The organism is Nostoc sp. (assembly GCF_036918015.1).
Lineage (GTDB): Bacteria > Cyanobacteriota > Cyanobacteriia > Cyanobacteriales > Nostocaceae > Nostoc.
Genome location: NZ_JBALEO010000098.1, coordinates 49,684 through 68,158, shown reverse-complemented (window position 1 = coordinate 68,158; position 18,475 = coordinate 49,684). Strand labels below are relative to the sequence as shown.

The 18,475-nt window shown below is 38.3% G+C and carries 13 protein-coding genes and 1 pseudogene; 8 read left to right on the top strand and 6 right to left on the bottom strand.

Annotated elements, in window-relative coordinates; translation table 11 throughout:
* Window positions 1-24: 24 nt before the first annotated feature.
* Window positions 25-966 (top strand): HNH endonuclease, encoded by a 942-nt coding sequence (locus tag V7K61_RS31070; RefSeq protein WP_335059588.1) that lies wholly within the window; start codon window positions 25-27, stop codon window positions 964-966.
* On the opposite strand, the gene V7K61_RS31065 is transcribed toward V7K61_RS31070, so the two are convergent.
* Entirely contained in the window at window positions 967-2,565 is a 1,599-nt protein-coding gene (locus V7K61_RS31065; protein WP_335059586.1) for a DGQHR domain-containing protein, read from the bottom strand.
* A 172-nt stretch (window positions 2,566-2,737) separates the two neighbouring features.
* Here V7K61_RS31065 and dndC point away from each other — a divergent pair, with 172 nt between their 5' ends.
* From dndC to V7K61_RS34270, 6 genes and pseudogenes are all read left to right on the top strand, one after another.
* Window positions 2,738-4,393, top strand: a complete 1,656-nt coding sequence (dndC, locus tag V7K61_RS31060; protein WP_335059584.1) for a DNA phosphorothioation system sulfurtransferase DndC — start codon at window positions 2,738-2,740, stop codon at window positions 4,391-4,393.
* A 75-nt stretch (window positions 4,394-4,468) separates the two neighbouring features.
* Window positions 4,469-5,089 carry a Uma2 family endonuclease gene (locus V7K61_RS31055; protein ID WP_229556040.1) on the top strand — a complete coding sequence of 207 codons (621 nt, stop codon included), beginning with the start codon at window positions 4,469-4,471 and terminating at the stop codon, window positions 5,087-5,089.
* A gap of 342 nt (window positions 5,090-5,431) precedes the next feature.
* Window positions 5,432-7,417, top strand: a complete 1,986-nt coding sequence (gene dndD / locus V7K61_RS31050; protein WP_335059582.1) for a DNA sulfur modification protein DndD — start codon at window positions 5,432-5,434, stop codon at window positions 7,415-7,417.
* 64 nt (window positions 7,418-7,481) lie between these two features.
* A complete protein-coding gene (locus V7K61_RS31045; protein ID WP_334874580.1) occupies window positions 7,482-7,733 on the top strand; it encodes a hypothetical protein in 252 nt (83 codons plus the stop codon).
* Window positions 7,730-8,077: a type II toxin-antitoxin system PemK/MazF family toxin gene (locus V7K61_RS31040; RefSeq protein WP_335059580.1), complete on the top strand. Its 348-nt coding sequence runs from the start codon at window positions 7,730-7,732 to the stop codon at window positions 8,075-8,077. The genes V7K61_RS31045 and V7K61_RS31040 overlap by 4 nt, the downstream gene beginning before the upstream one ends.
* 35 nt (window positions 8,078-8,112) lie before the next feature.
* Window positions 8,113-8,193: pseudogene (locus tag V7K61_RS34270) on the top strand (DNA sulfur modification protein DndE); the annotation flags it as partial.
* Between the two features lie 126 nt (window positions 8,194-8,319).
* Here V7K61_RS34270 and brxL read toward each other — a convergent pair.
* Genes brxL through V7K61_RS31015 form a run of 5 tightly spaced genes read right to left on the bottom strand, consistent with a single transcriptional unit; the run spans window position 8,320 to window position 17,845 of the window.
* Complete coding sequence (brxL, locus tag V7K61_RS31035; RefSeq protein ID WP_335059578.1) at window positions 8,320-9,768, bottom strand: BREX system Lon protease-like protein BrxL; 1,449 nt, start codon at window positions 9,766-9,768, stop codon at window positions 8,320-8,322.
* Entirely contained in the window at window positions 9,755-11,944 is a 2,190-nt protein-coding gene (locus V7K61_RS31030; protein WP_335059576.1) for a hypothetical protein, read from the bottom strand. The genes brxL and V7K61_RS31030 overlap by 14 nt, the downstream gene beginning before the upstream one ends.
* Before the next feature lie 5 nt (window positions 11,945-11,949).
* Window positions 11,950-16,557, bottom strand: a complete 4,608-nt coding sequence (locus tag V7K61_RS31025; protein WP_335059574.1) for a hypothetical protein — start codon at window positions 16,555-16,557, stop codon at window positions 11,950-11,952.
* 33 nt (window positions 16,558-16,590) lie between these two features.
* Window positions 16,591-17,031, bottom strand: coding sequence for a hypothetical protein (locus V7K61_RS31020; RefSeq protein ID WP_335059572.1), 441 nt, complete (start codon window positions 17,029-17,031; stop codon window positions 16,591-16,593).
* Window positions 17,021-17,845, bottom strand: a complete 825-nt coding sequence (locus tag V7K61_RS31015) for a DUF4007 family protein (RefSeq protein WP_335059570.1) — start codon at window positions 17,843-17,845, stop codon at window positions 17,021-17,023. The genes V7K61_RS31020 and V7K61_RS31015 overlap by 11 nt, the downstream gene beginning before the upstream one ends.
* Window positions 17,846-18,048: 203 nt before the next feature.
* On the opposite strand from V7K61_RS31015, the gene dndE reads away from it, so the two are divergent.
* Window positions 18,049-18,435: a DNA sulfur modification protein DndE gene (dndE, locus tag V7K61_RS31010; protein WP_094345020.1), complete on the top strand. Its 387-nt coding sequence runs from the start codon at window positions 18,049-18,051 to the stop codon at window positions 18,433-18,435.
* Window positions 18,436-18,475: the final 40 nt, after the last annotated feature.

The window sequence follows — 18,475 nt, the reverse complement described above, 5'->3', positions numbered from 1 at the left end:
GCTTGCTTAATTAAGTTATTAAATATGAAAAATATAACATATTATTGTCAACGATTTGCAGAATTAAATGTGAGTAGTAGCCGGAAGCGTGGTAATGCTCAATATAAACCAATATTACTTTTATCTGTAATTGATTTAATTGCGCGAGGTGTCATTACTACTAATGAGATTCCAGTTTCAGACGAATTAGTTCAAACATTTGAGAGGTATTGGAATGTAATCGGTTCTCCATCTTACAAAGGTGGTTTACACTATCCTTTCTTTCATCTGCAAAATGAAGGCTTTTGGTACTTGAAATTTAAGCCTGAATTTAATGGGTTACAGCCAAAAACAATTAACAAACTAAAGGAAGCTGTTGAATACGCATATCTAGACAGTGAATTATTTAATTTTTTACAAGATGAATTTTGCAGAAAAGAACTAATTGATGCACTTGTGACAGCTTTCTTTTCTGATAATGAAAATGATATAGAGTCTATCTTACAAATAAATCAAACTTTTCAAGATGACGCGGTAGAGATAGAAAAATTAATTGAAAGGGGAAATTTAGACACTAATCCAAGGTTGAGCTTGAAACGGGCAGTTATTAGAAATGCTTTTTTTAGGACAGCAATTATTCGTATATATGACTACAGATGTGCCTTTTGTGGGCTAAAAGTAACTAAAAAAATAAATCAAAATATTGTGGATGGCGCACACATCAAGCCATTTTCACAGTTTTATGATAATAAAATTCATAATGGAATTGCTCTTTGCAAAAATCATCATTGGGCATTTGATAGGGGTTGGTTTGCTGTAGATGAGCAATACAAAATCATAGTTAGCAATAATTTGGAAGAAGTATCTCCCCATGCTAAACCTATAAAAGATTTTCATGGTGAAATAATACTTCTACCAAATACAGAGCAACACTTTCCAGAACTGGAAGCGCTGCAATGGCATCGCCAAAATATATTTCAAGCATAATTACAAAACAGGTGGAAGTCCTACCGCTTTCGGTTCAACAAGCTTGCCATCAAAACCTATTGTTTTATCTTCCACAGTCCTAGCGTCTGCCAAAGCCTTACGAAGTTCAGCACGTTCCATCTGTTCCTGAATTCCACCCAGAATGTAAACCAATAACTTCGCCGCCAAATCTCGTCCAGCAACCTGCACTCGCTTTTTATTTGGGTCATATAAAACCCCATACCAGAGAGATTGGGGATACTCCATACCACTAAAACCACCTTGCTGGTCAAACTTCCGCAGTTTCTTAAAAATATCTGCGAGTGAGAAACCTTTTTTAAAAACCAAAATTCCCAAAGCTTGCGCTAATGCAACTTGAGCAACTGGACGGAAAAGCATATTTCCTTCACCTCCATCTTTCTCAAAGCTGAAGCGCCGTAAAGCTGGTGTATCCTCGTGTTCTAAAATTTTATAACTAGAAAGACTAGCCAAAGAATCAAATAGCTTTTTAAATTCCTCAATTCCCCGCTCAAGTTCTTCATCCTCTGGACGCATGGGAATTAGACCTTTTTCCAAGGGTTTCCAGTGAGGGAACTTTTGAGCCAAATATCGCTCAGACATATCTTGTAGAGCTTGCAAAGTGGTCAAAACTGTAGAATTGGAAGCCACTGTTGCACTATTCCAATTAACACGGGGATTGCGCTCTTGTCGTTGTTCTAATAGTGGATGTGTAACTGCAATTTTTCTAGCAACGATCGCAAAACCATCATCTTCATTCAACTGTGTTAGTTGCCCTTTAGTCAAGGGTGCAGCCATCAGGTTGACATGAACAAAAATCGATCTCACCCTCCGCCTCGCTTGGGTACGAGTTTCCCCAGCCGCTACCGCACAGATGAACTCAATACCAATTTTTTCCTTGGGTAAATTTTGCAAGTAAGCAAGGTCTACTTGGTACTTTTCTATCAAATCATTTACTGTAATAAAACTGTCATCAGCACCTTTATCTTTTTTATAGCGCTGGAGTTTACGAGTTTTAATTAACTCCATCAACCCCTGTACACCCATTAATCGGTGTTGACCATCCAATGCATAAATAGTTACATCATCCTCAGAAATATTTAGCAGACCTACTTTAGCGTCTTTATCTAAAGGTATAAAATCAGTAGTAGACTTGGTGGCGCGTCCTTCACTATCCCACTCAGCAGCTTTAGGATTATCCACCCACGGTTGATTAATTACTACCAACACTGGCGGAAACTTATGGTTGTGTCGAGCCGCCAAATACTGTACTAGTGGCGCTTGACGTGACCAATCAAGGGGACGCTGTTGAATTTCATCAATACTATCCGCGTCAATCTCGACATTATCAGTTTCAGGATTATACTTTTTTTGAAACAGAGGTAAGCCAGAGGCGAAGTGAACCCGACCTGCGAACCATTCCAAGGTAACAGAGCTAACATAAGCCTCAGTACCACCCATCTCGGTTTTTTGAACGAGAATCTGATCTTTTCTCCCTAAAAACTTCTCTAGGAGTAAAGCTAGTACCTGTTTTTCCTTGTTTTCCCGTTCCAGGTATTCTCTAGCGATGTCAGCCGTTGGGTCAGATGCACTATCTTTCATGTTAAATTTTAAAAACAGAATATGATTATGTCGTTTAATTATCCAAAAAATTGGATATTAGTAGTAAAGTTTTTAAAAACTTTTCTTCAACCCAGGTCGCTGGGTTTTGTCTGTGTAGATGCGAATTCTATTCGCCCGAATATTACGCCAGTGTTTCCAGAGAGAAGGAGAAATGACTACAGCACAACAAGCAGAAAATAAAGGTCAGCAAACACGTACTGTAGCAGAGTTAGTGGACTACATCCAAGCTCTCACCACTGAAATTCAAGAATTGTATTGTTTAGATGAGATACCTTGGGTGGTGGGCTATTCGGGCGGCAAAGATAGTACTGCTACCTTACAGCTTATCTGGAATGCGATCGCAGCACTACCAGTTGAAAAGCGAAAAAAGACTATTCATGTTATTACAACTGACACACTAGTAGAAAACCCTGTAGTCTCTGTTTGGGTACGCAAATCCTTAGAAAGGATGAAAGTTGCTGCTAAAGAACAGAAAATGCCCATTGAGCCACATTTATTACACCCAGAAATCAAAGAGACATTCTGGGTAAGCTTGATTGGTAAAGGTTATCCAACGCCGCGAGGAAAATTTCGTTGGTGTACAGACCGTCTGAAAATTCATCCTTCTAACCACTTTATCCGTGATGTGGTTAGAGTAAATGGGGAAGTTATTCTTGTTTTAGGTACGCGTAAGGCTGAAAGCATTAAACGTGCTATCTCAATGGAAAAACATCAAGCAGGTAGTCTAAAAGACCGCCTCGTTTCTGAGATAAGTTCACCAACATCTCTGCTTTACCATAGTGCAAGCTTACCTAATTCTTTAATTTATAGCCCTATTGAAGATTGGCGTACTGATGAAGTTTGGATTTACCTAAATCAGTGGCAAAATCCTTGGGAATATAGCAATAAAGACTTGTTCACCATGTATCGAGGTGCTACAGCAGATAATGAATGTCCCTTAGTTGTTGATACTTCTACTGCTAGCTGTGGTGATTCTCGATTTGGCTGTTGGGTTTGCACAATTGTTAGTAAGGATAAATCAATGGAGGCAATGATTCAAAATGATGAAGAAAAAGAATGGATGCAGCCTCTATTAGATATCCGCAATGAATTAGATAATAGAGATGATCGCGATAAAAGAGACTTCCGTCGCATCTGGGGAGAAGTCCAACTTTTTGAACGTCATGTAGATGGTGAAACCTCTATTGAACCAATTCATGGCCCTTATACTAAATATTGGCGGGAACATTGGCTCAGACGATTATTAGAAGCGCAAACAAAAACCCGTCGGACAGCGCCAGAAAATATGCGCGACATCACCCTAATTACTCTAGAAGAAATGAGCGAAATTCGCCGCATTTGGCTAGAAGAAAAACACGAATTTGATGATAGTTTACCCCGGATTTATCAAGAAGTGACAGGCGAAGAATTTCAAGATCCCCGCCCTGGTGCTGACTATAGTCTACTAGGTCGTGATGAATGGATAGTATTAGAAGAAATCTGTGAAGGTGACGCGATGCACTTGGAACTCATGGCGAAATTGTTAGACACAGAACGCCAGTATCGCAAAAAAACTCGTCGCGTAGGAATATACGAAACTCTAGAAAAATGTTTTAATACGAGTTCCCGTTCTCCAGAAGATGCGATTAAAAATGCTCGTTTGAAACGCGAATTAAGCGAAGCGGTTAGTCAAGGTGATGTTGCAAAAGTCAAACAGATGACTTTGGGCGATGTTGCAGCAATCAATGAAATAGATGAAGGTAAAACTGAAAGTGATGAAGAGGTAACTTGGGCAAGTATGAAATTTAAAAAGGAAAACTCAAAATAATAGAAGAAGGGAGTCAACCAAACTACTTAAAGAACGCTTGAGAAAGTTGGGTTATCTTAAAAAAACCGAGGTTCTATGATTCAAGCCATACACAAATTAGTAACTTTTGAAGATTTTGCAGCTTGGCGGCCTGAGGGTGGGAGATACGAATTACATGATGGCGTTATTGTTGAAATGGCTCAACCAGTGGGAGATCATGAGGATGTTGTTGGTTTTTTGGCGCTAAATATATCTATCGAAATTGGGCGACAAAAACTTCCTTACTTCATTCCAAAAACTGTATTAGTCAAACCATTTGAAGGTGAATCAGCTTATTCACCAGACATCTTAATAATCAATCGACCGAATTTAGTGAATGAGCCTTTATGGAAAAAAGAATCAACTGTATCTCAAGCTACATCTATTCCCTTAGTTATTGAAGTTGTTAGTACTAATTGGCGAGATGATTACTACAAAAAATTAGCTGATTATGAGGCTATAGGTATTCCCGAATATTGGATTATAGATTATGCGGCTATAGGTGCTAGGAAGTTTATTGGCAATCCTAAGCTGCCTACTATATCCATTTATCAATTAATTGATGGTGAGTACCAAGTTACTCAATTTAAAGGCGATACCCATATTGTCTCGCCTACTTTCCCAGAATTGAATTTAACCGCCGAACAGATTTTTCAAGCTGGAGGTGTGCAAATCTAGCCACGCTTACCAACACCGAGACAGATACAATCGCATTTCTTAACAGTTAGTGATGGTATTATAGCGGTTCCCAATTGCATGGAATACAGACCTAACCCCCAGCCCCTTCCCTTCAAGGGAAGGGGAGTAAGATTCAAAGCCTCTCTCCTTTTAGGAGAGAGGTTTGGAGAGAGGTCAAAACTGTACTGCACCCAGGCGAGAAGCGCTATCTCTATATTTCATAGACAATATTTTTTATCAATGCGTCAGACAAAATCATCTAATTAATTTTATCTGATTCCTTTCATCACAAACTTTCTGCTTCTGCGATCGCCGTCGAACTCATGTTAATCTTAAAAATTAATGATATTTCTTGAACTCGTCTTACAAAACTTTGGCCCCTACAGTGGCAAACAGGTAATCAATCTTAACCCAAAAAATGATGAGGAAAACTCACACCCAATCATCTTATTAGGTGGGATGAATGGCGGCGGAAAAACTACCCTTATGGATGCCATTCGTCTCGCCCTTTATGGCCCCCGTGCCCAATGTTCTACCCGTGGAAATTTAAGTTATAGTGATTTTCTCAATCAATGTGTTAACAACAAAATAGATCCAGTTGCAGACACCCGGATTGAATTACTTTTTGAACATATTGAAAACGATAAACCTATAAAATACCGGGTTGTGCGTAGTTGGACAAAAAATCCTAAAGACGGTAAAGATACATTAGGGATTTTAGGTGACAGTGATACATGGCCTGATGCTTTAGTTAATATTTGGGATGAATATATTGAAAATCTCCTGCCATTAGGTATTTCTAACTTATTTCTCTTTGATGGTGAACAAGTTAAAGAACTTGCAGAACAGGAAACACCACCACCAGTTGTAGTAGACGCAATTCGTGGACTTTTAGGTTTAGAGTTAGCAGATCGTTTAGCAGTTGATTTAGATATCTTAGTTAACCGTAAACTTAAAGAAGTTGTTAATAGTAAAGATTTAGCAAATCTAGAGGAAATTGAAACTAGGTTAACCCAACAGCAAGAAGATTATCAAACCACAGAAGAGAAAGTAGAAATTCTCAAAAATCAGGTAGAAGAGTTAGAACAAAAGCAGCAAGAAGCCTTTGATAAATTTATTTCTGAAGGTGGGAAGATTGCAGCCGAACGCAATCAACTAGAATTACAACAGAGTACAAAAACTGCGGAAATTGAACAAGTACGTCAGTCGATGTGTGAATTAGCGGCTGATGTTTTACCTCTGGCATTAATTCCCTATTTGCTTAATCAGGCGCAAGCACAGGGAGAAAAAGAATTTCGTCATCAACAGGTACAGATTTCTAAAGATTTGTTAATTGAGCGAGATCAGCGTTTATTAACTTGGCTAAATCAAGTAGAAATTTCTCCGATAGAAGTTGAAAAAATCCAATCTTTTTTAATCCAAGATGTAGATAGTTTATATGCAAAGACTATCCAGACGGAAGCACCTTGGTTATTAGCTGATGATGAAACTTTAAGTCAACTAGATAATCTTATATATCACTTACAAAATTCTAAACTTTCTGCAAAAGAGAAATTAGCTATTCTCAGAAATAAAGAAGAAGAAATTCATACTCTAGAAAGGCAAGTGCAAACAGCAGCAGCACCAGAAGATTATACAAAGCTGCGTCAAGCATTAGAAGCGGCACAAAATCAAGTTGTTGAAGCTAAAACAAATTACGAAACAATCCGCCGCCGTTTAGCTGAATTAGAAACTATTATTGCCAAATCAAAGAGAGAATTAAGTGATTATACTGTAGAAAATATTAAACATAAAAATAGCGAGCATATTATTACTTCTGCGGCTAAAGTTCAAAACACACTCAAGATTTTTCGTGAAAAATTAACCTTGAGAAAACTAAATAAATTAGAGGAGGAAGTTAAAAATTGCTTCCTTTATCTTCTCCATAAATCAGACTTAGTGCATCGTATCACTATTGATACCAAGACTTTCAGCCTTTTGCTTTACGATTTAAATGGTAAACCTGTTCCTAAACATCGTTTGTCAGCAGGCGAAAAACAACTACTTGCGATCGCATTCCTCTGGGGTTTAGCCAAAGTCTCTGGACACCGCCTACCCGTAGCGATCGATACGCCACTAGGTAGACTAGACTCCTCCCACCGCAGCAACTTAGTTGAACGTTACTTTCCATCTGCCAGCCACCAAGTAATTTTGTTATCTACGGATACTGAGATTGGCAAGAAAGAAGTGGAAACACTGCGAGAAAACGAAGCGATCGCCCGCGAATATCTCCTCAAATACGACTCTAGCACTCGCCAAACAACTATCCAACCCGGATATTTTTGGTAGTTGCGATTTATTTCAGCCCACATATTTACAATATATCTAACGACCTTTGGACAGGAGATCAATTATGAACTCACCACATTTAATCAAAATAGAGCATGACCTACGTGTTTTGTCATTAGAAGAATTAGAATGGCTATTAGAACGTATTGAAAAACAAGTTCAAGAAAGAAAACAAATATCAAATAAATTCACTGATATTAAATATATAAATCAACAACTAGTTGCAATGGCTAGTGATTTAGATATAAAAACAGAAATTTCTTTGATAAATCATGAATTTGATGTTACCGAAATGGATGGTTTAGAAAAGCTGTGACTATCGAGAGAGGACAAATTTATTTTGTCAATCTTAATCCAGTGCTGGGGCGAGAACAGGCAGGAACACGACCAGTTTTAGTATTATCTATAGACGCTATCAACGAATTACCTTTGGTTGTGACTGTAGTTTTAGGTACCAAAGGAACAAATATTAAGCGAGATTATCCAACTAATATACGAGTCTCTCCAAGTGATAGTGGATTGCTGATAGAAACAGTATTTTTATGTTTTCAAATTCGTTCTTTAGATCCAAATCGTTTTCCTGCTGACCCATCTGGAAAAATTTCTGACTCCAAGATGCTTGAAGTTGAAACTGCGGTTCGCTACTGTTTAGGTTTATGAGCGAAAATTATCTCAATTTTTAAGAAGATTATGGAATCGAATCACCAATCGCAAGAATAAAATTATCTCAAACAGCCAAAAACCAACTACTAAAACTCTGCTATAGGACTCATATTTTATTTTTTTAATATACGTAGTAACGCACTACCCGAAGGCTTTGGTGCCGTACTATCACCGATAAAATACCCTACACATACTTGGATTCTTTCATAAATAAAATCGGATTTCTATGTAATTTACTGTTACTTTGCTTCTACATGAATTTCTCTACCAAACTGCCTGAATTCATCATCCAGATAATATAGTGAATTTCGGATAGCTTGGCGCAATTTACAAGCAGGTTTTAGACAATCATCCTCGTAGTCCATTAATGTTAATTCTAAATGGGGATAGAGAATTTTCAGAAAACCTGATGCTGATTTGAGGATGGCATTCTGATCGCGAATCGTAACATTTTTTTCAAAGTGAGTATGCTGCTGTACGTAAGACATGAAGCGATTATCTTGGCGTAGAGATAGCAAGGCTTCACCAAAGAAATCCATTTTTAAACCAACTTGAGAAGCTACCATTTCTCTTTGAAATTTGGGAATCTTCCAACCAGGGATAATCCCAGATAATCGGTCTAATAATGCAGTCTCAGTAAAAAACTTTGGCAGGTTAGCCATTAAATTATCTTCATTGCGTGGTTGTAATTGCTCATCTAATTCGATATTTGCCAGCATCACTAACCCGCAATCACTAGAAATATCTGCAAAACCAGAGCGATTATAACGACCGCTAGCAAGATAGTTTTTTAGTGGCCCAATGACCTCTTCAGGATTATCGAATGTTAAACTTTGAACTTCATCTAGAACCACAACTTGATGACGACCGAGTAAACCAACTTCTTTAGTTCTACCATTAATAAACAATTGGGCGGGAGTAACTTTACCACCACTAATTAAGCTAACTTTGCTACTGATATTTTCAAAAAAGAAGCTTTTACCAGTGCCTTTAGGAGCTAGTTCAATCACATGATAATTAGGTTCTACTAATGATAGCAACCTAGCCAATATCCATGTTTTTGCTTCCTGGTCATAACTCGGATGCTGGGGGTTAAAACCCATTGAGCAAAATATTAAATCTCGCCATTGTTGTGTATTGAATTTTGCCCGACATTCGGCATAACTTTGCAAATCAACTTGGGAACATTGAAATGGTTCAAAATCCATCACTTCCACTTTACCGTCGGGAAGCATGGCTAAAGTAATTTTTCCCCAAATCCCTTGGCGCAAAAGTATTTTATAGCGTTCTACGATATCAGTAGCAATGCTGCATTCAGTTAAATTCAGAGACGGAATTTGTGCCAATGGCTCAGGAATTGTTTTCCCTCCCTGCTCTAATTTAATGCGTACCTGCATTAGAGCAATGAGTTTTCGTATTTCTCCCTGAGTCAGGTCAAAAATAATTTCGTTACGGTCATCTTTGCGGGGAAATGCTTTTTGAATAAAGTTATTGACTTTTTCTAATTCTATTGATGTTAATGTTCCCGAACCAGGGACAATTTTATCTAGCAGCCATTCAGCAACAAAACTAGGTAAACCAATTGAACTGAGTCCACTGGATGGCAGCCTAGTTTTATCAATACAGAGATTGCCAAAAACTTGATTAACCAAATCGTTATTGTAGGTTATTTCTTCATAAGAATTCATCTATATTAAATCCACTACTGAATATTTGCTTAACGATAATTTTCGATTCAGGAACTAGGGCAGCATTTGCATTTTCAGCATCGGCAAATCGAAAGGTTAATTCACCAGATAGGAATAAGTCATTTTCTTGATTTGGTGGTAATTCTGGCACTTCAGGAATTATTATTTTGAAATTACAGCGCTGATTTGGTGGAATTTCCTGTGCTAATGGTTTTCCTTCTGGAAAAGAGGGCAATTCCTGAATATATAGACAAAGGTTTGTAAGTGGCACTGAGTTGGGATTATCGATAGTAATTTCCATTTCTCCTGATTGTTTGGGTTTACCTTCACCCAAGCAAAAAACTGATACAGGATGGCGTTGGATAGATTTTCGTAGCACAGATACACCAACTACAACTTCTTCAGGAAATAGCCCCCCGTGAGAACCAATAATTTTTTTATTGCTAGTGTAACTGAAAGAACTTAAGCTAGCGGAGCCTTTGACAATACTAATGTCATGGGGAAGACTGTAGCGATCGCCTTCTAAAACCACAAACCTGCTATCATCAGTTTTACCAATCGCCATCCTTCCCTTGGGTTCCAGTCCTGGGGGGCACTGGGTAATTTTTTCGGAAGTACCCATTATCTGACCGTGGTCGCTAGCAATCACGATTCTCAGTGCTTCTGGATTAGGGTATTGTTGCAAACAATAATCAATCTTTTTGGCAATACCTTCTAGAGTGTGGGGACGGTCAAGTTCGTAAAAGCTTTGCCAGTCTTTTTGATTGTGATAAAGGCTATCGAACTCATCTGTATCCCAGCAATATAACTGATGTGTCTTTTTTCTCAAAGCGCTGTAGAGTTTATCAACTTGTCCATCTGTATAACGTTTGCCCACGCCCATTTTTACAAAAGCTTTGCCAGCATCAGCAACCCAACTAGGATCATTAGGCAATAGTTGAGCGTATAAACTCCATTTAGCATATTCTGTTTTCGTGGGCAGGATGCTAAAGTAAGGTGCGATCGCAGTTTCTACAGCGAGTTTGTAATTGTTTGTTAGTAAAGATAACAGTTCTAAGTGGTCTAACCATCCCAAGCCATCGACCACAACCCAAAACACAGGACTTTCTTGGCAAAGATTTTGCACTTTTGAAGCAACGTTGTAGTTGAGGTACGAATTTTCTACAGAATCTATCTGCATCTGGGGATAGTGCTGGAGTATCCATTCGACAAAGCTATCCGCCAAACTCTCACTAATTTTTGGTACAGCACCAGGTTGCTTGATGACTTCCCAGCGACGGAAGGGTAGGTAATCTTTTATCGCCCAAGCTAAAGCTTGCTGCGGAGTAGCATCTAAAGTCAGAGGTTGGGGTGGAGGCTGGTTAAAGCTTAATTCTTGCTTCTGCTGATAGCTCAGATAGGGGGTAACTTTGGCTTCCCTTGTCCGATTAATCCAGTTAGGTCGATTGCCGAAAACTTTGTAAGCACAATTGGCAATCCGCTCCATACCTACTTGGTTAATAGGCTTTAGGGAATCCAGAACTTTGCCTTCGGTGCGCGATATGAGTTGTTCCCAGTAGCGGTCAAACTCTTCGGTGAGTAAGTCGGGAACTGGCAAGGGATACTTGCCGATGTCGTTCAAAACTGGTTCTGCTATGCCTAACCAGCGACGCAAAAGTAATAATTTATCTTCAGTCTGGTAGTAAGTTGCTAACTCATGTTCCTTAAACTGCTGCTGCCAGACTCGCTCTAGAGATTTATAATCTTGTGGCACTAAAATTGCTAACCAAGCAGCGAGATGTGAAATGGAAGGTTCGGCAAACCATATCTGTCCATTACTTTCAGTGATGTTATCTGCCAAAAAGTGGGCAATGGGATTGTCTGGGGGATAAGAATCTAACTTAGTGACTAAAATCAATACTTGCTCGTTAGTCCAGTCCTGAGATAAAGGAACGGAATCAAATAATTGTGTTAGCTTGTCGCGGGGATTTTGCTTAATTTCTGCGATTTCCTCAGTCTTATTCCACACTCGTAGCCAAGTTTTTGCCCATTCGCATAATCGCTCACCTTTTACCCAGCAGGGAGTAGTACTCACACCAAAAAACTGTATCCATTCCACTTCTGTGGTGACAGGGATATAGCCGGAGGGAATATCGTATAGTCCGGTAGGGTCTAGTATGATATGCTTATCATTCATCCCTATTATTCCTCCGTCTTTTCTGATAGTATTTGCCCTAAGTCATCGTAGACATTTTGTTGCTGTAAATCAGAAAGTTGTCGGAACAGCACGAAAATTTGATTGACTATATCCTTATTCCGTTCTTCGATGCATTGACGCTCTATATTTTCTAATAACTGAGTTTCGAGAATACTAAATAAGTTAATATAATTATTTTTTTCAGCTTGAATTTGCTCTAGTAAATTGTTTGCAGCTTCGAGTTTTTCTGTATCATCTGACAATTGGTTGATTTCGGTGCAACTATTTTCTAAATCATTAAGCCATTGCTGAAGAAATTGTGATTTTTTTCGTTCTATTTCTGTACGGAGTGAGTGGACGCGATCGCTAAATTTTTCTCTCAGTCCTTCAGTCTTATTTTCCCAATCTTTTAGTCTATCTAACTGAGTTTGACAAGTTTCCAAAGTCTCCACTTTTGATGACTCAGCTATTTGCAATAAATCAATTAGTGGCGCTAGTTCCGAGATAATTGCTTCATACTCTGCTTCTATTTCCGAGCGTGAGTAGCAATGCGATTTTTTCAGTAACTCTTTTTGGAATCTTTGTGCATCTTCTACTGTTGTCAAATACTCTAAATTATGATTATATTCTTGTAATTCAACAGTATATTCTTGGATTTTTCGCCGAAAATTAACTTCTAACTGAGTAATTCTTTCTTGGAAGCGGTCAGCATTGTAGATATTAAACTGACGACTAACGATTATGCCCAAAACATCGTTACAACTGGCAATAGAATTACTTTGTTGATAGCGAGTCTCTAGATTTTGTATCTGCTCAAAGTCATTTTTTAAACTCTGGATTTGTGGTTGTATTTCTTGATAGTCTCCATAATCAGCCGAATCTTTAAAGACAACATCCAGTTTGGCATACTCTGTGTTAATAACATCCAAGTCTGAGAGATTGTTTACCGACTGTAGTCGAGTCCGAAGATTTGCCAAACTGGAATGATAATTAGTAATTTTATTGTGGATTGACTGCACAAGTTCAGCAATTTCCTGCTGAAATTTATCGGGATAGTTAAAGCGAGATCGTAAATTTTCAATTTCTTGCAGTGCATCTTGAGAAAGATGAATTGTTTGGATTTTAGTTGCAGAATTGCGAATATTCTGCATGATTTGTGTATCTTCGGCTTGCTTTTGTCCTGCTTCTGCCTGCTGTCTGATGTCTGTTAATCTGATTTTGCTGGTACTCAGGGCATTTTGCAAATCCTCAAATAGGTGGCGAGGCAAGTCTGCAATCTGGGTAATCTGGTCAATAATTCCTTGAATTTCTATTTGATAAGCACTACAAGCTTGTTCAGTAGATAGTGACTCAGCACGCTTGTTTTCTGCTGCTACAAGTTGGTCAATTTTATCACTGACTGTTTGCAATGCTTGGGAGAAGCGATCGCGTTGTTGTTGTGTTGGTAAAATAGAAGTATTTGGCGATCGCTTCAGCAGTTGCGGGTAAAGTGGTAACAGTGCTGCCAACTGTGCCTCATGAGGTAAGTTTTCTACAGCTTGTACTGGTTGGAACCACTTGTTAATTTCAGCAACCGCAGCACTCACCAGCTTTCTATTCTTAGTTAATTCTTCTTTTTCTAACCCTTCCGGTTCATTAGACTCTAAAAAAGCAGCAACGGCTTCTAGATACTCCTGCGCCTGGTCATAGTCTATAGGCGATGCCGGAAGAGTCGGCATTTGTGTTTGTTGACGACGAATCAGTTTAGACTTTTGTTTAATAATCCATTCTTCAACAAATGCTGTGGGGTTTTGGAGAATATCAGTATTGCCCCAAGCTTGCAGAGACTTATCTTGTAAAGGAACAATCTCTACTTTTTTAGTGGTAAGTTTGATGCGTCCTCGTAAAATAACTTCTTTGCGGTGGATTGCCAACCATCCTGCTAGCAACATGGTAAAGTTATACTCGCTATAACCAAAAGGTGGGGCAGAAAGTACTTGCCAAATTTTTTCTAAGTCAATAATCTTTTGTGGTAATCCTTCTAAGTTTGTTATTTCAGAAATTTTATCCCAAGCAGCGCGGATTTTTTCATGAGTTGGTTCTTGAACGATATATTTATCAGATGTTTTCTTAAATAGACCCCATAACTTGACAAAAATCTGGTCAATAACAGTCCTATAAGACTGGTCTTGAAGTGTTTGTTGACTAATATTATCTTCTATGAAGATTTGTTTTGCAGTCCAGCCGACAATCTTTTTACCTGTCTGATGATCTGAACGCATTTTATCAATTTCATCCACAGGCGGAACGAAGGGATATAAATCTTGTAGCAGTACACTGATTACTCGTTGTGCTTTGTGTTGTTCAGCAGAGGGAATTTTCTCGATTCCTACACAATAGTAAGTACAATTTTTTAATAAACTTGTTAATCTTCCGTTCGCCTCTTGTTGCCAACGGTGAAGTTGTTCTTGATAAACTTTTCCTAACAATTTTTGAGAAGTCGGGTTAGTTTCTTCAAGAGCTTTTATTTTGAGAATTACACGAGCTAAATTTCCGGTTTCTTCTTGAGGAATAGCAATTGCAATTCGATTCTTGATTGGTGATTTAGACAAGTAATCAGCTATATGGTTACGAAAAGATTGCAATTCCTCTTGAGTTTCTGCTAATATATAAACTAAAATTCCTTTTTCTTTAGTTTCTCTAAAAATACGATTATTTTCTAGCGCTTTAATGAATTTATCAATACTATATATCTTACGCTCAAACCGCCAATCTTCAGTCACTAACTTGTTATCTTTGACAAACTGTGTAGCACTAATTGTAGTATTAGATGGATATTGTTTAAGAAGATTAATTTCACCACAGTAGGTCACTACATCATTAATAGATGTTGTTAGTGATTTAATTTTTTCCTCAATTTCTTCTTGAATACCTCTAGGATTAATTCCTTCCCAAAAACGATAAAGTTTAATCTCTTGTCGATAGTAAATTAAATCTCGTTCTTTTTCAAGTTTATCTAGTGCTGCTTGGAGCCGAGATTTAGGTAAACCTGTCAGACTGACTAAAATCTCTTGGTGTTCTTCTTGGTCTGGTTTGGTCAGGTTCTCGCCACTAGCCTCATATAAAAACAAAGATTTTAGAACAATTAATTCATCGTCATTCTCGCCACCTGCCGCTAAATCCACAGCTTTTTTGTAGTGGTTATAAACAGGGTAGTTAGAAAAGTTTTCAATAAAGGTATCTATTAAAGCAATGGGATAGATGTAATTGACTTTGCCAGCATTTTCTACAGGTTGAGTTGCAATAAAATTTTTGACATGACCTTTTATAAACTGGATAGCAGTCCTATCTTGAGTAAAATCAAGGTTACATAGTAGATAAGCTGTCAGAGGATGGAGGGGAAAACAACCCTTGGATAAGCGGGTATAAAATTCTTCAAAAGACCAGCCTTGATTTTTATAAATTTTAATTCTTCGCTGGAAAGCTGTTTCAGCTTCTCTCCTCAGAGTGTTATCCCACTGAGAACAAAATATTTGCCAATTAGAGTCATTTTTTTGCAACAATAAATTCTTTATAACCAGTTCTAAGCTAGAACTAGCGTTGTAAGTAGTTCCATCTTTTGGCGCAAGGCGAGTTGCAATCTTTTGGTATTCTAGTCTTACATTAGCAGGAATTCCAACTCCTTCACTGGGATGAATTTGGGTGAAACTTAATAGAGCAATTTTAACTTTGTAGTTTTCGCAAATGTTAGTAATATTTTGCAGTGCCGTACCTCCAGCACCTATATCATCTGCTGCCCAAGTTTTCAGATATTGGTTTAGCTCATCAAATAAAATTAAAATCCCTTCAAAGTGGGCATTTTTTTGTCCAGTGCAATGATTTGTTATCAGGTCTTTTAAAATTGCTTCAATATTTACATCAGCAGTAAAATCAGGAGTAAATCCAGTGATTTCAAAGGCAAGTTTTTTGACAGTTGATATAACCCCAGAGTTATTTTCTCTGAGTAAGCGGATGAGAGAATTTAAATCACTATCAGGATTACCAATACTTTGTAGATATTTCTCTGCTTCTGCCCTATTCTCTGGATTCAAGTTTTCCAAATAGCGTAGGGGTTCGCTGCATATATGTTGTGCTAAAGAATCTTGAATACCTTCTACTTCAAGACTTTTGACGAGTTGTTGCAGAAATTGCTTCTTAATATCGCCACCTGTGTCACCACTCAGACAGATAACTAAATGTTGGTGGCGTTGACTTTCTTTAAATAGCTTCAAGCCTGTAATAACAGCCTGACTTTTCCCAGATGTAGCCTTTTCTACTTGTGATAAAATTCCTTGCACTTCCTGACTGTGGAAGGGTTTTTGGAAAAAGTTGGCTATTGCGATCGCAAAGTGCGACTTTCCCTTACCATATTGTTGAATCATCAAATGGATATTCGGCTGATTTGCACTATGATAACTACGACGCACCGCATCCAAAATACCAACTGTCGATGACTCTGGTTTTGTTGGGTCGTAGTTAAAGATAAAACTTTCGCATAAAGATAAATTCTTCTGTGAATCATCAATCATGCCAAAGTTCACAGAACTGGCAACACTACCCTTTTCGTTGATTTCAACAAGTTGGTTGAGGAGCATAGTAAATTTAAAATGGCAAATGCAAAAGGATGATTATCCTGAAGGAATACGTTTAATTCGCTCTGGCGGCCAATTTTTCGGTGCTAGTTGCTGGGGTAGCAGTATCCATAAAAGTCTTTCTAGCTTGCGAGTTTCTTCCAGTTGTTTCCAGAAAAGAGTAATGCGACTGCCAGATGTGATTTGCAGATAGGTAATCAGACAATCTAACCCTTCGAGTAAAACAATCTGTTTGCTAACCCTAGAACACATGGACTTGATGGCACTGAGTTCGATATCTAAATTGTGATGAAGAGCAAGAAAACTTTCTCCCGGATGAATCCGTTGTAGCAAATTTTTTCGGTAATTGACCCGATGGGCATTATTGTAATGAGCGATACGCAGCAGTTCGGTTTCATCAGGTGTGTCCCAAAGTAGCAGATGAATTCGGTCATCAGGTCTGGCATCTCCCAGCAGCAAGTAATTTTTATCTGTCATACGCCTTTTCTAGCAGTGCCAAGGGTTCATCCCAGCGCGGAATCACTTGAAAAGGAGATACTGCCCGTCGCTGTTCAATGATGCCATAAGCTTCCAGTGCATTTAGCTGTTCTTGTAATGCCTCTGCTTTTACCCCCAGTACGGCAGCAAGTCCCATTTTCTCATTCAATATCGACTCAGTGAGAACGGAACCTTCACTTTTAAAATTACGTTCCCACAGCTTTGCCAGGAAATATCCCACGAGATAAGAGTTAGGTAAATTAGCATTTCCACTAATATATTTACCATTATCTTGGGTGGCAAACTTGCAGGATGCTAAAGCAGTAAACTCAATATATGCCCGTAATATGTAATTAATTCTGTTAGCAATTACTTTGCTTTCTTCTTCAAATATCGACGCACTATGATACAGCAATTCTTCTTTAGTAAATTTAGGATAGCGAGGCAGAAATGTATATATAAAGTAAGTCCATACACCCCAATCAGCAGGGTTTTCTGGTGTTGGTTGTAGACCACGATCGCCAAAACTTAAATAAAAGTGCATCAACCAATCTGTAATATTTGACTCCAAGCTAGGATCTAGCCGCAAGATAATTTCCCCTTCTGGACTTGGACGATTATTCTTAATTAATCCTGCACGTACCGCCCAACTTTTTACTCGTCCTACTTTGCCATTACCTAAACTTGTTTTCCCCATCAAATTGGGTAAACTATCATTTAAACCTTTATCTTGGGCAGCAGCATGAATAATTCTACTTATTTCGTCTTTTTTTAGCGCAAAAGAACCATTAAAATGTAATTGTAATTTAGCCATAATATCCTTTTAAAATAAAAACTTCTGAAGAATAATTCAGAACTCAGGAGTCAGAATTCAGGAGACAATTTGTACATTGAATGATAAATATGGTTGTTGATATTTATTTGGGTAAGCGCACATTATACCAGATTACCAACAAGCTGTTAACTATTATTAATTATGTGAAAGCATAATGTAGAGTATTTCTTTAACCTTGAATCATGGAATCCCCAATCGAAAGAATAAAACTTTCCCAAACAGCCAAAGACCAACTTACCAAACTTAAGCGCAGCACCAAAATCGACCAATGGAATATCCTCTGCCGTTGGGCATTTTGTCGTTCCCTCGCAGAATCAACCACACCCTCCCCCGTTCCAATCCCCCAAGATAGCAACGTCGAAATGAGTTGGCGCGTCTTTGGCGGCGAAATGTCCGATATACTCCTCCTCGCCCTCAAGCAACGCTGTCACAATGACGGTTATCCCACCGACAAAGAAACCCTCGCCACCCAATTTCGCTTACATTTGCATCGCGGTATTGGCTACTTAGCAGGCGATCCAAATATCAAGAAAATTGAAGATTTAATTGAACTGGCGGTTAAAAATTGAAAGGATATTAGTTGACTGTTAACTGTTCACCGTTAACTGA

Excerpts from the sequence above, each read along its gene's own strand:
- dndC (WP_335059584.1), top strand. The coding sequence starts at position 2,738 with ATGACTACAGCACAACAAGCAGAAAATAAAGGTCAGCAAACACGTACT.
- V7K61_RS31025 (WP_335059574.1), bottom strand. The coding sequence starts at position 16,557 with ATGCTCCTCAACCAACTTGTTGAAATCAACGAAAAGGGTAGTGTTGCC.
- dndE (WP_094345020.1), top strand. The coding sequence starts at position 18,049 with ATGGAATCCCCAATCGAAAGAATAAAACTTTCCCAAACAGCCAAAGAC.
- V7K61_RS31045 (WP_334874580.1), top strand. The coding sequence starts at position 7,482 with ATGAACTCACCACATTTAATCAAAATAGAGCATGACCTACGTGTTTTG.
- V7K61_RS31030 (WP_335059576.1), bottom strand. The coding sequence starts at position 11,944 with ATGAATGATAAGCATATCATACTAGACCCTACCGGACTATACGATATT.
- brxL (WP_335059578.1), bottom strand. The coding sequence starts at position 9,768 with ATGAATTCTTATGAAGAAATAACCTACAATAACGATTTGGTTAATCAA.
- V7K61_RS31015 (WP_335059570.1), bottom strand. The coding sequence starts at position 17,845 with ATGGCTAAATTACAATTACATTTTAATGGTTCTTTTGCGCTAAAAAAA.
- V7K61_RS31055 (WP_229556040.1), top strand. The coding sequence starts at position 4,469 with ATGATTCAAGCCATACACAAATTAGTAACTTTTGAAGATTTTGCAGCT.
- V7K61_RS31020 (WP_335059572.1), bottom strand. The coding sequence starts at position 17,031 with ATGACAGATAAAAATTACTTGCTGCTGGGAGATGCCAGACCTGATGAC.
- dndD (WP_335059582.1), top strand. The coding sequence starts at position 5,432 with ATGATATTTCTTGAACTCGTCTTACAAAACTTTGGCCCCTACAGTGGC.
- V7K61_RS31070 (WP_335059588.1), top strand. The coding sequence starts at position 25 with ATGAAAAATATAACATATTATTGTCAACGATTTGCAGAATTAAATGTG.
- V7K61_RS31065 (WP_335059586.1), bottom strand. The coding sequence starts at position 2,565 with ATGAAAGATAGTGCATCTGACCCAACGGCTGACATCGCTAGAGAATAC.